The sequence below is a fragment of the Paraburkholderia sp. BR14320 genome (genome assembly GCF_040948665.1).
In the GTDB taxonomy this organism is placed as follows: Bacteria; Pseudomonadota; Gammaproteobacteria; order Burkholderiales; family Burkholderiaceae; genus Paraburkholderia; species Paraburkholderia youngii.
In genome coordinates this window covers 92061-104180 of the sequence record NZ_JBFPKG010000010.1, presented here as the reverse complement: position 1 = coordinate 104180, position 12120 = coordinate 92061, and the positions used below count along the sequence as shown (strand labels likewise).

At 65.6% G+C, this 12120-nt stretch carries 9 protein-coding genes; 3 read left to right on the top strand and 6 right to left on the bottom strand.

The window, feature by feature from the left end; genetic code table 11:
• Nucleotides 1-26 precede the first annotated feature (26 nt).
• Nucleotides 27-449, bottom strand: coding sequence for a PRC-barrel domain-containing protein (locus AB3X89_RS12790; protein WP_368583596.1), 423 nt, complete (start codon nucleotides 447-449; stop codon nucleotides 27-29).
• 294 nt (nucleotides 450-743) lie between these two features.
• Here AB3X89_RS12790 and glgX point away from each other — a divergent pair, with 294 nt between their 5' ends.
• The 3 genes from glgX to AB3X89_RS12775 all read left to right on the top strand — a co-directional run bounded on the left by glgX (nucleotide 744) and on the right by AB3X89_RS12775 (nucleotide 5457).
• Nucleotides 744-2957 carry a glycogen debranching protein GlgX gene (gene glgX, locus AB3X89_RS12785; protein WP_368583595.1) on the top strand — a complete coding sequence of 738 codons (2214 nt, stop codon included), beginning with the start codon at nucleotides 744-746 and terminating at the stop codon, nucleotides 2955-2957.
• 161 nt (nucleotides 2958-3118) lie between these two features.
• Complete coding sequence (locus AB3X89_RS12780; protein ID WP_368583594.1) at nucleotides 3119-3295, top strand: DUF2934 domain-containing protein; 177 nt, start codon at nucleotides 3119-3121, stop codon at nucleotides 3293-3295.
• A gap of 95 nt (nucleotides 3296-3390) precedes the next feature.
• On the top strand, nucleotides 3391-5457 hold the full coding sequence (locus AB3X89_RS12775) for an AI-2E family transporter (protein ID WP_368583593.1): 2067 nt from the start codon (nucleotides 3391-3393) through the stop codon (nucleotides 5455-5457).
• Nucleotides 5458-5511: 54 nt separating this feature from the next.
• On the opposite strand, the gene AB3X89_RS12770 is transcribed toward AB3X89_RS12775, so the two are convergent.
• The 5 genes from AB3X89_RS12770 to AB3X89_RS12750 form a co-directional block, all read right to left on the bottom strand.
• Nucleotides 5512-7113 carry an efflux transporter outer membrane subunit gene (locus AB3X89_RS12770; protein WP_368583674.1) on the bottom strand — a complete coding sequence of 534 codons (1602 nt, stop codon included), beginning with the start codon at nucleotides 7111-7113 and terminating at the stop codon, nucleotides 5512-5514.
• A 70-nt stretch (nucleotides 7114-7183) separates the two neighbouring features.
• Nucleotides 7184-8773 carry a DHA2 family efflux MFS transporter permease subunit gene (locus AB3X89_RS12765; RefSeq protein WP_368583592.1) on the bottom strand — a complete coding sequence of 530 codons (1590 nt, stop codon included), beginning with the start codon at nucleotides 8771-8773 and terminating at the stop codon, nucleotides 7184-7186.
• Nucleotides 8770-9966: an HlyD family secretion protein gene (locus AB3X89_RS12760; protein ID WP_368583591.1), complete on the bottom strand. Its 1197-nt coding sequence runs from the start codon at nucleotides 9964-9966 to the stop codon at nucleotides 8770-8772. Before AB3X89_RS12760 ends, AB3X89_RS12765 begins: the two co-directional genes overlap by 4 nt.
• A gap of 139 nt (nucleotides 9967-10105) precedes the next feature.
• A complete protein-coding gene (locus AB3X89_RS12755) occupies nucleotides 10106-10279 on the bottom strand; it encodes a hypothetical protein (RefSeq protein WP_184227466.1) in 174 nt (57 codons plus the stop codon).
• A gap of 39 nt (nucleotides 10280-10318) precedes the next feature.
• Nucleotides 10319-11944 carry an FAD-dependent oxidoreductase gene (locus AB3X89_RS12750; RefSeq protein ID WP_368583673.1) on the bottom strand — a complete coding sequence of 542 codons (1626 nt, stop codon included), beginning with the start codon at nucleotides 11942-11944 and terminating at the stop codon, nucleotides 10319-10321.
• Nucleotides 11945-12120 lie beyond the last annotated feature (176 nt).

Here is a 12120-nt window from a genome sequence, read left to right as displayed (position 1 = left end):
ATCGATGCGACGCGGCAACGCCGCGCTCAATCCGCGTACTTGAATTCCGGCAACGCCTCGAGCGATTTCTTCGTCCCATCGGGCAGCACGACACGCCGGTTGTCGATCTGCAGATCGTTGAACGGCACGGCGACCAGATGCTTGCCCAGGCCGAGAAAGCCGCCGACCGACAGGATCGCGTAAGTGGTGCGCTCGGTGCCTGGCGAAACGATCAGATCGTCGAGCGTCCCGATGTTGTCCTTGTTGCGGTTGTACACGTCCGCGCCCGACAGCTTCGACGCGCGATAGCCGCTCGCGAGCTGCACGACGTCGGTGCGTTTTTCGGTGATCGCCTGCGGCGCGCCTTGCGCGAACGCGCTGCCGCATGTGCCGAACGCGGAAATCAGCGTAATGGCGGCGAGAAGCGATGCGGAAGCGGCCAGCGGTTTGATCTGCGTGTTGCGCATCATCTGTGTTCTCCCTGATTGCTGTCGTGGCTTTTCGATGGCGCGGAACGCGTGCGCCTTGCCGCTGTGCTGCAAATCTCATGCCGCGACTTTGATCTGAGGGAAGGGGAGCCGATCAGGCCCATAAGTTGCTATCTCAACTCGCCTGCTGGGTGCGCGCTGTGCATTGTCCGGCGCGTTCGCCCCGAATGCCTACACTTGAATAGAGAGCAGCCCGGAACAGGTGGAAAGGCAGTTGAAAAAAGCACATGCATGCCCCCGAGATACCAACCTTCCTTGCATCCACTGAGACCATCTATGTCATTCCCAGCCAGCTACTCGACGCGCATTTCCGAAGGCGCGCCTTTTCCGCTCGGCGCGACATGGAACGGCAGCGGCGTGAACTTCGCCCTGTTCTCCGCGCACGCGACGAAAGTCGAACTCTGTCTGTTCGACGAATCCGGCCAGCACGAACTCGAACGCATCGAGCTGCCCGAGTACACCGACGAGGTATGGCATGTGTTCGTACCGAATCTGAAACCGGGTGCCGTCTATGGATATCGCGTGCATGGTCCCTACGAGCCCCAGAACGGGCATCGCTTCAATCCGAACAAGCTGCTGCTCGATCCGTATGCGAAGGCGCACATCGGCGAGCTGAAATGGGCGCCGGAAATTTTCGGCTATACGCTCGATTCGGAAGAGCTCGACCTGTCATTCGATGAGCGCGACAGCGCGCCATTCGTGCCGAAATGCAAGGTGGTCGACGCGAATTTTTCGTGGAGTCATCCGGAGCGTAACGCGCTGCCGTGGGAGCGCGTGATTCTGTACGAGACGCATGTGCGCGGCTATACGAAACGTCATCCGCAAGTGCCCGAGCGTTTGCGCGGCACATTCGCGGGTCTCGCGCAGCAGCCGGTGCTCGACCACATCCGCAGCCTCGGCGTGACCACGGTCGAACTGATGCCGATCCAGACCTTCGTCAACGACAAACATCTGCTCGACAAGGGGCTGACGAACTACTGGGGCTACAACACGATCGGCTTTTTCGCGGCCGATCCGCGTTTCTTCGCGTCGTCGACCGAATCGGTCGGCGAGTTCAAGGAGATGGTCGACCGCTTTCACCAGGCCGATCTCGAAGTGATACTGGACGTCGTGTACAACCACACGGCCGAAGGCAACGAACGCGGCCCGACGATCTCGTTCAAGGGCATCGACAACGCGTCGTACTACCGGCTGATGCCCGACGAGCCGCGCTACTACATCAACGACACCGGCACCGGCAATACCTTGAACCTCTCGCATCCGCGCGTGCTGCAGATGGTGACCGACAGTCTGCGCTACTGGGTCACCGAAATGAAAGTGGACGGTTTCCGCTTCGATCTCGCGACGATCCTCGGCCGCGAAGATCACGGCTTCGACGAAGGCGGCGGCTTTCTCGACAGCTGCCGCCAGGACCCGGTGCTCTCCAGCATCCGGCTGATCGCCGAGCCTTGGGATTGCGGCCCCGGCGGCTATCAGGTGGGCGGTTTTCCGCCGGGCTGGGCCGAATGGAACGATCGCTTCCGCGACACCGTGCGCGCGTACTGGAAGGGCGACGAGAGCACCGCCGCGGATCTCGCAACACGCATCACCGCGTCGGGCGACAAGTTCAATCACCGCGGCCGGCGGCCGTGGGCGAGCGTGAACTTCATCGCCGCGCACGACGGCTTCACGCTGAACGATCTGGTCTCGTACAACGACAAGCACAACGACGCAAACGGCGAGGACAATCGCGACGGCCACGCGGACAACCGGTCGTGGAACATGGGCGCCGAAGGACCCACCGACGACCCCGACATCCGCCAGCAACGCGAGCGCCAGAAGCGCAATCTGCTCGCGACGCTGCTGCTCTCGCAGGGCACGCCGATGATCCTCGCCGGCGACGAATTCGGCCGCACGCAGCAGGGCAACAACAATGCGTATTGCCAGGACAACGAGATCAGCTGGGTCGATTGGGATGCGATCGACGACGACGGCCGCGCGCTGACGGAGTTCGTGCGCAAGCTGACCACGCTGCGCCACCGCTTGCCGGTGCTGCGGCGCGGCCGGTTTCTGACTGGCGAATACAACGAGACGCTCGACGTGACCGACACGCGCTGGCTATCGCCGGACGGCACCGACATCACGGACGAGCAATGGGCCGATCCGGCGATGCGCTGCTTCGGCCTCGTGATCGACGGCCGCGCGCAGGCGAGCGGCATTCGCCGTCTCGCGTCCGACGCGACCTTGCTGCTGGTGCTGAACGCGCATCACGACGTCGTCAACTTCACGCTGCCCGACATTCCCGAGGGCGAGCGCTGGACCTGCCTCGTCGACACCAACATGCCGGTGCGCGCCGAGCTGCCGCAATTCAGCGCGGGCGACGCCTACCAGGTGACGGGCCGCTCGCTGCTGCTGTTCGCGCTCGAAGCGCCGAGCCGCGCGACGCAGCGCGTGTTCGACCGTCTCGAAGAGCAGTTGACTTCCGACGAAGGCGACTCATCGCCAGGCTAGTCCGCGTGAGCGAGCGACGCCAGTTCCGTCGCACTCCGTGGTACAAGCGGGCCGCAGCCCGGGTACAAGGTTTGCTCCCTCTGTTGTCGACGACACGCACGCGTCTCCGATCTTCGCGACGATAGACGCGCGAACGCAAACAGCCAGGCTGGGGTGAACAAATGGAACAGGAACCGAGCGTCGACGAGCAGATCCGCATGCGCGCCTACTATCTGTGGGAGCAGGCGGCCGAGCCGAAGGGCAGGCCCGAGCAATACTGGGAGCAGGCGCGCAGTGAGATCGAGAAGGAGGCACCACCGGTCGAGAGCGGGCCGGTGTCGGGCGACACGATGAAATAGGCGTTACTTGGCCTTCACAAGTAACTAGACTCTGAGCCGGCGCATCGCGGCGCGGCTCAGGGACCGCTTTCCCATGCCCGATCTTCTTCAACGAGATGAACGACACACCCGAGCCGCGCGCCACGAGCCCCGCCGCGCGCATTCAGGCGGCGAGCGCCGCATTCGGTATCGAGGGCCTCGTCACGTTCGTCGTCGCGGTGATCGCGGTCGCATGCCTGTACTTCGCGAGCGCGGTGATGATTCCGATCACGCTCGCGATCCTGTTGAGCTTTCTCGTCGCGCCACTCGCCGATGCACTGGCCCGGCTCAAACTCGGCCATGTCGCGTCGGTGTGCGCGGCGGTGCTGATCTCGGTGTCGGTCATCGCGCTGTTGTGCGCGGTGATCGCCACGCAACTGACCGATCTCGCCGCCGGCATGCCGCGCTATCAGGCGACCATCCAGCACAAGCTCGATACCGTGCACAGCCTGACGATCGGCAAGCTGAACCGTTTCGCGAGCGAGGCAGGGCAGGCGTTGCAGCGCACGACGATCGAGCCGCCGCAATTACGAGCGCCGAACGGCGCGGCGGCCGCGGCGAGCCCGCAGGCATCGACGGCCGTGCCGGTCGAAGTGCGCGAGCCGGTGCCGACGCCGTTCGAGCTCGCGCGACGCGTGCTGTCGCCGGCCATCAGTCCATTGGAAACCGCGTTCATCGTTTTCGTCGTCACGATCGTGATCCTGCTGCAACGCGACGACCTGCGCGATCGCGCGATCCGTCTGTTCGGCTCGCGCGACCTGCATCGCACGACCACGGTGATGGACGAGACCGCGCGGCGCCTGAGCCGCTACTTCGTGTCGCAGCTCGGCGTGAACACCGGCGTCGGCGTCGTGATCGGCGCGGGGCTGTTTCTGATCGGCGTGCCTAGCCCGATCCTGTGGGGCATTCTCGCGGCGCTGCTGCGGCTCGTGCCCTACGTCGGCATCTGGATCGCCGCGATACTGCCCACCGCGCTCGCGGCCGCGGTCAGTCCCGGCTGGGAGATGGCGATCTGGTCGCTGGTGCTGTTCGTGGTCGCCGAGCTCGCAGTGGGGCAGGTGGTCGAGCCGTTGCTGTATGGGCGCAGCACGGGCCTGTCGCCGTTTTCGGTGGTGGTCGCGGCGATCTTCTGGAGCTGGATCTGGGGGCCCATCGGCCTGATCCTGTCGACACCGTTGACGCTGTGTCTGATGGTGCTCGGCCGGCATGTGCGGCGTCTGGAGTTTCTCGACGTGCTGCTCGGCGATCAGCCGCCGCTGACGCCGGTCGAAAACTTCTATCAACGCGCGCTCGCCGGCGATCCGGATGAACCGATCGAGCAGGCCGAAGTGCTGCTGCGTGATCGCTCGTTGTCGGCCTATTACGACGAAGTCGCAATCAAGGGCTTGCGGCTCGCGGCCAGCGACGTAACGAGCGGCAGCGTGACGAGCGCACAACTCGCGCGCATCGAATCGACGACCAACGAGCTGGTCGACGGCCTCGACGGCTACGAGGATCGCGAGCCCGCACCGCTCCCAACACAGCCGAACTGGGGCGCGGCGGGGCCGCTCGCGCCCTCCGACGAAACGCAGACCGCTCGGGCGATGCCACGATCGGTCGACGCGGCGATCAGTGGCGTGAGCACCGCGACGCTCGCGCCGGAACAGAGCCACGGCCCGCGGCAGGAGCCGGGCGGCGAACCGTCCGTCGTAGAGCCCGTATTCGCGTGGCATGCGCCGACGAGCCGCGTGTTGTGCCTGCCGGGCCGTGGTCCGCTCGACGCGCTCGCGACGGTCATCCTGCTGCAGTTGCTCGGCAAGCACGGCTTCGCGGCGCGTTCGCTGCCGCACGAGGCGGTATCGCGCGCATCGATCGATCGCCTCGAGGCAGACGACATCGGCATCGTCTGCCTTCTGTATCTGCAGATCGACGGCATTCCGTCGCATTTGCGCAATCTGATCCGGCGCATCCGCGCGCGCCTGCCGAACGTGTCGATCGTGGTCGGCCTTTGGGCACCCGAGGATACGCAGCAGTGGAGCGCGGAACAGCAAGAGTCGCTGGAAGCGGATTGCGCGGTGACGTCGTTGCAGCAGATGCTAGCCGCATGCCGTCATCTCGATGCGACGCGAACGGAGATTGCGGAGCCGCAGTTCGAGCATGGCTGAAGCCTTGCGGCCTTGCGACCTTGCGACCTTGCGGCACCGCTGCATTGCGGCCGCTTATCCGCCACTGCCTGGCGGCGCCGCCGCGCCGGTTGCCCCCGCCGCATCCGCATCGCTCTGCCAGCCCCCGCCTAGCGCCTTGTAGAGCGCCACCAGATCGGTGCTGACCTGGGTCGTGCCTTGAGCGTATTGCTCGCGTGCCTGCGCGAGCTGCCGCTGCGCGTCGAGCACGTTGATGAAACTCGTGAGCCCCTTTCGATAGCTGTCGCGCGACAGATCGAACGAGGTCTGCTGCGCGCTGACGCTGTCGGCGAGCGCATCGCGCCGCGCCTGATCGGTGCGATAGACGACGAGCGCGTTGTCGACGTCCCGCAGCGCCGTCAGCACGGTTTTGCGGTAATCGAGCGCGGCCTCGGCCTGCTGGGCCTTCGACATGCGCAGATTGGCGACCAGCGCGCCGCCCTGGAAAATCGGCAGCGACACCGTGGGTCCGAACGAATAGAACAGGTGCGACCAGCGCGCGAGATCGCGCGCATTCGTCGCGCGCATGCCGGCCTGGCCGGTCAGCGATACGTCCGGATAGAACTGCGCGACCGCGACGCCAACACTCGCGGTCGCCGCATGCAGGTTCGCCTCGGCGCGGCGGATGTCGGGCCGGCGCCGCGCGAGCGTCGAAGGCAAGCCTACCGGCACGACGGGCGGCACCGGCGGCACGGTCTGCGGCGTGCTCAGCTGCGCTTCTAGCGCGCCGGGCGGCTCACCGATCAGATACGCGAGCGCGTTCAGCGCCTGGGCAATCTGCTGATCGAATTGCGGCAACTGCGTTTTGGTTTGCGCGAGCTGGGCGCGGGCGCTTTGCACATCGAGCTGGCTCGCGAGTCCGACCTTCGCCTGGTTCTCCGTCAACGCGACGGTCTCGCCTTGCTGCTCGACGAGGCTCACCGCGATGTCGTGCAAGGTCTGCGCGCCGCGCAGCTGCATATAGGTCTGCGCGACCTCGGCTTCGAGCGATAGCAACGCGTCGTTGCGGCTTTCGTAGGCGGCCTCGGTTTGCGCGTTCGCGGCCTCGACCGAGCGACGCACGCGGCCGAACAGATCGAGCTCCCAGGTCGCGTCGAAGCCGACCTGCCACAGATTGACCGGCGCGGTGAGCTGATCGAGCAGGTTGTTCGCGCCGTTTTGCAGCGCGGCCCCCGCTCCCGGTGCGATCGCATTGACCGGCGAATTCGGCGCGCCGAGCTGATCGACCTTATCGAACGCGCCGTTCTCCTCCAGAAAGCCTTTGAGGCCGAGCTGCTCGCGCTGATAGCTGCCGGTCGCGCGCAGATTCGGCAAACCTTGCGCGGCCGCCGCTTGCACCTGGGTGCGCGCTTCGACGATGCGCAGCACAGCCTGCTGCAAGTCCAGGTTGCCGAGCGCGGCGCGGGCGATCAGCGCGTCGAGCGTCGGATCGTTGAAGCTGCGCCACCAGCGCGGGTCGGGATCGGTGTCGAGCGTCGGCACGGAAGCGACTTTAGCCGCCGTTGCGGATGATGCGCCGCTTGCGGCCGCCTCGCTCGCAGCGGTGCGCTCGGTATTGTGCCACTGCGCCGGCACGTCGGCGTGCGGCGCATGGAAGTCGGGGCCTACCGTGCAGGACGCGAGCAGCAGCGCGGGCATGCCGATGACGAAACACGCGATGAAACCCGCAGCGGAATCGAGAACGCCGCGCTTCGAACGAAGCTTCACTTCAATGTCCTCCGCCGCCGGACGCCTTGACCGGTGAAAAGAAAATCGTGATCGGGATGCAAAGCGTGCAGAAAATCGCGAGGAACGCGAACACGTCGACATAGGCGAGGAACGTCGCCTGCGAGATGTACGTGGTGTACAGATGGCCGTTGGCGGTTTGCAGCGCCTGCGAAAGCGGCATGCCATTCATATCCGCGATCCTTTGCGCATTGCGTTGCAAGGTATCGTCGTAGTTCTGCGAGAGCGGCGACATGAACTCCGACAGATGCGCCATGCGCGCCTGCGTGCGCTCGCGAACCATCGCGGTCGACAGCGAGATGCCGATCGAACCCGCGACGTTGCGGAACATCGTGAACAGCGCGGACGCGTCGTCGTTGAGTCGCGGCGGCACCGTCAGATACGCGAGCGTCGTGATCGGCACGAACAGGAAGCCGATCGCGAGCGACTGCGCGCTGCGCATCTTCACTAGCGTGAAGTAATCGATGTCCGGCGTCAGCGTGTGCGTATACGCGAGCGCGCACGCGAGCAGCCCGAAGCCGGTCGCCACCAGAAAACGCGTCTGCACGTGCGGCATCATTTTGCTGATCAGCGGAATTTCCATCGTGATCAGCACCGCGCCCGGCGATAGCACGAGGCCCGCGAGCATCGCCGTATAGCCGAGCTGCTGCTGCGCGAGCTGCGGCACGAGCACCGCGCTGCCATAGAGCATCGTCGCGAACGCGGCGATCGTCACGCAGCCGAGCGCGAAGTTGCGGTCCTTCAGACAGCGCAGGTCGACGACCGGCTTCTTTGTGTACAGCAGCCAGTAGGTCGCGCCGACGATGCCCGATACCGCGAGCACCGTGAACGCGCGAATGAAGTTCGATGAAAACCAGTCGTCGTCCTCGCCGCGATCGAGCATCACCTGCAGGCAGCCGAGGCCGATCGCGATCAGCAGGATGCCCACGTAATCCACCGACACGCGCAGGTCGCCCTTGCGTTTCCACGGCGGGTCCTCGACCAGCTGCATCACCGCGAGCGAGGTCAGCACGCCGAACGGCACGTTCACGAGGAACACCCAGCGCCACGAAAAGTTGTCGGTGATCCAGCCGCCGAGCGTCGGCCCCAGCACCGGCGCGACGACGATCGCGACCGCCGAGATCGAGAACGCGCGGCCGCGCTGCTGCGGCGGGAACGTGTCGAGGATGATCGACTGCTGGTTCGGTTGCAGTCCGCCGCCGAAAAAGCCCTGCAAACAGCGGAAGATGATCAGCTGCCATAGATCGGTCGCGATGCCGCACAGCAACGAGCAGACGGTAAACGCAACGATGCAGACGAGGAAATAGCGCTTGCGGCCGAGCAACCGGCCGAAGAAACCCGAGAGCGGCAGCACGATGCCGTTGGCGACCAGATACGAGGTCAGCGTCCACGTCGCTTCGTCGTAGCTCGCGGACATCGTGCCCGCGATATGCGGCAGCGCGACGTTGACGATGGTCGTGTCGAGCACTTCCATGAACGCCGCGAGCGTCACGACGATCGCGATCAGCCACGGATTCGCGGATGGCTTCCAGTTCGACGATGCGTCGCCCGGCGCGGCATCGGACGCCGTCATTTCAGGTACACCTTCGGCGTAACCGACAAGCCGAGCCCGAGCGGATGATCGCGCGGCAGACCTTCGTCGATGACGATCTTGACCGGTACGCGTTGCACGATCTTCACGAAGTTGCCGGTCGCGTTTTCGGTGGGGAACGCCGAGAAGCGCGAGCCGCTGCCGAGTTGCACGCTATCGACATGGCCGCGCAGCTCGAGCTTCGGATACGCGTCGACGTCGACCTTGACCTTGTCGCCGGGGCGCATGCGTTCGAGCTGCGATTCCTTGAAGTTCGCGGTGATCCACACCTGCGGCGTGACGATCGAGAACAGCGACACCCCCGCGGTGAGGAAGCTGCCGAGCTGCACGTTGGGCCGCGTGATCCAGCCATCAGACGGCGCGCGCACCTCGCAGTAGGACAGGTTCAGCTGCGCCTGTTCGAGCTGCGCCTCGGCCTGATGCACCTGCTGGCGGCGTTCGTCGACGCTGGCCTCGGCCTCCCGCAACTGCTGCGGCACGAGGCTCGCGGTGCGCTGCTGCGCACGCGCCTGCTCGACGCTCGCGCCGGCCGACTGGCGCTGCGCGTCGGCGGTATCGACGTTCTGCTGCGTGGTCGCGCGCGGATCGACCGAGTGCTGCCGCTGCCAGGCGGCTTGCGCCTCGCGCAGATTCGCTTCCGCCGACGAGGTCTGCGCCTTCGCCTGGCGGTACTGCGCGGGATACTGCACGCGCGCGATATCGAGCTGCACCTGCGCGGCGTTCAATTGCGCCTTCGCAAGACCGAGCTGCGCCTTCGCCTGATCGACCTGTGCCTGGTAGTCTCGCTTGTCGATTACTAGCAGCAGGTCGCCTTTGTGCACGAACAGGTTGTCGTCGACCGCTAGCGTCACCACGTAGCCGGAGACTTTCGGCGCCATCGTGATTGCGTTGCCGTCGGTGTAGGCGTCGTCGGTCGTTACTTCATTCCGGGTCGCGAACCACCAGACGAAGCCGACGATGCCGATCAGTATCACGACCGCGCCTAGAATGATCAGCGGCTTTTTGCCGGGCTTTTTCTGCTGGCCGTCGTCGTCGCCGTTGTCCTTGTTCTTCTCGTTGCCGCGTTTGCCCCCGTCATCGCGTGCGTCGTTGCCGTCGCGGCGCGCAGCGCCGTGCGGCGCATCGCGCCCGGATGCTTCCTTCCCGGTGCTGGCCGAGCCGGTCTCGTCTGACATGGTGAGTCGTTTCCATCGTTCCAGTGGGTTGAGAATGGGGAGTGCAATAGATGCCGCCCACGGCCGCCGTGATTACCGCAATGGGCGAGGCCGCGGGCGCTCGGGAAGCGCGGGCAGCGCGTAGCGCGCTGCCACGCGCCTATTGACCGGCGGGCTTGTCGTGCCCGGTCTTTGCCTTGTCCTGCTCCGGCTCGATCTTCGTGGTGCCGCCGGTCGAAGGCGGGTCGCTCGCCGGGAAGCTGTCCTCGACCTGTTCGTCGATCTGCTGTTCGCTCTTTTCCGAGTGCGGATGCTGTTCCTTGTGTGTCGTCATGGTGGCTCCTTCCTCCAGGTTGAACGGCAAAACGATGGATCACGACGCCGCCGCTTGCGGCGCGCTGCCGGCCGTCGCGCCGATGATCGCGAGCGCGTCGGCGCGCGACAGCCCGCCGCGCATCGCGTCCGAAAGCCGCGCGGTCAGCGCTTCGCGCTCGCAGGCGAACACCGCGTCGACATTCCCGTCGCGCACGTACAGCGCGATGAACTGGTGATGATCGAAGTCGCCATCGACGACGATCTCATCCCACTCGCTAGCGTGACCCAGGTATTCGAAGTTCTTGCCGTAGTGATAGGTCCAGAAGAACGGCACGTCCGCATAGCGGGTACGCACGCCGCACATGTTCTGCGCGGCGATGCGCGCATGCTGCTGCGCGACGCGCCAATGTTCGATACGCAGCGGCTCCTGGTTCTCGTGCAGCGAGAACACGGCGATATCGCCGGCCGCATACAGACCGCACGCGGCGCTCATGCCGGCATTGACCACCACGCCGCCGTCCTTCTGCAACGGCAGTCCTTCGACGAACCCTGTAGCCGGCGCAACCCCCGTGCCCAGCAGCACGACATCCGCGGCAATGGCTTCGCCGTCCGCGAGCATTACCGTATGCACGTTGCCTTCCTCGCCCTCGAGCGACGCGACCTTGGCGTCGAGATAAAACTTCACGCCATTGCTTTCGTGCAGCGCGCGAAACATCTGGCCCGCGCGCTCGCCGAACTGCTTCACGAACGGCACCTTGTCGTGCGAAATCACGGTGACGGGCACACCGTGCTTGCGCAACGCGGATGCGACTTCGAGGCCGATGAAGCTGCTGCCCAGAATCGCGACGCGGGTTTGCGATGCATCGTCGCCCAGCGCGTCGATCAATGCGGCGGCATCGTCGAGGTGGCGCAGCACATGCACGCCGCCCAGTTCGCAGCCGGGAATGTCGGGCACTTTCGGCACGCTGCCGGTGGCGAGCAGCGCGGTGTCGTATTTGAGCGGCTCGATGCTCTGCCCGCCATTACCCGCGCCGGCTTCGAAATGGATCGTGCGCGCGGGCACATCGAGCCGCGCGACCTTCGCGACGATCCGTTCGATGCCGTGCGCGTGCAGCCAATCGGGCGGCAACAGCGGTGGCACGTCGGCGGGTGGCATCTCGAACGAGGGGACGAATTTGCTCAGCGAGGTGCGGTCGTAGGGCGCGTGCGCTTCGTCGCCGATCAGCGTGACGCGGCCTTCGAAGCCGAACTCGCGCAACGCGGCACAGGCGGCAGCGCCGGCCGCACCCGCGCCGATCACCACGTAGTGCTTGCGTTGCGCGGCGGTATCGAGTGCGGGCGTGTGCGCCGCCGCTTCCGGCGCGGCGATTTTTTCCGCCGACACGAGCACGTCGTCGCCATCGAGCGTGACCGGATAGCGATCGAGCGGCAGCAGCGGGGGCGGCTCCAGCACGTTGCCGGTCGCGACATCGAAGGTGCCCTTGTGCCACGGACAGATGATGCGACCGTGACACAGCGCACCCTCTTCGAGCGGGCCCCCCGCATGCGGGCAATCCGGGGAGTACGCGTGCACGGTGTCGCCGTCGCGCACCAGCAGGATCGGCGTGTCGTCCACGGTGACGCGCACCGCGCGCTCAGCCGGCAATTCCGATAGCCGCGCAACGCGGCGGGCAGTCGTCGACATGGTGAGGCCTCGCGCATGGAAAGGCTCGCGCAGCGCAGCGAGGCGCGTCGCGAGCAGGAACGGAAGTGGGCTTGCCATCAAGCAGCGATAAGGCAGCAATCGCTGTGCCCGTCCGGGTTCGCGAAGTGATGCAGCGAACCCGCTTGGGAAGATAGGCCGAGTTGCGGTAAATTTCG

Bases quoted from the DNA above. Each gene is read 5' to 3' on its own strand.
- AB3X89_RS12790 (WP_368583596.1), bottom strand. From the start codon at position 449: ATGATGCGCAACACGCAGATCAAACCGCTGGCCGCTTCCGCATCGCTT.
- glgX (WP_368583595.1), top strand. From the start codon at position 744: ATGTCATTCCCAGCCAGCTACTCGACGCGCATTTCCGAAGGCGCGCCT.
- AB3X89_RS12780 (WP_368583594.1), top strand. From the start codon at position 3,119: ATGGAACAGGAACCGAGCGTCGACGAGCAGATCCGCATGCGCGCCTAC.
- AB3X89_RS12775 (WP_368583593.1), top strand. From the start codon at position 3,391: ATGAACGACACACCCGAGCCGCGCGCCACGAGCCCCGCCGCGCGCATT.
- AB3X89_RS12770 (WP_368583674.1), bottom strand. From the start codon at position 7,113: ATGCCCGCGCTGCTGCTCGCGTCCTGCACGGTAGGCCCCGACTTCCAT.
- AB3X89_RS12765 (WP_368583592.1), bottom strand. From the start codon at position 8,773: ATGACGGCGTCCGATGCCGCGCCGGGCGACGCATCGTCGAACTGGAAG.
- AB3X89_RS12760 (WP_368583591.1), bottom strand. From the start codon at position 9,966: ATGTCAGACGAGACCGGCTCGGCCAGCACCGGGAAGGAAGCATCCGGG.
- AB3X89_RS12755 (WP_184227466.1), bottom strand. From the start codon at position 10,279: ATGACGACACACAAGGAACAGCATCCGCACTCGGAAAAGAGCGAACAG.
- AB3X89_RS12750 (WP_368583673.1), bottom strand. From the start codon at position 11,944: ATGTCGACGACTGCCCGCCGCGTTGCGCGGCTATCGGAATTGCCGGCT.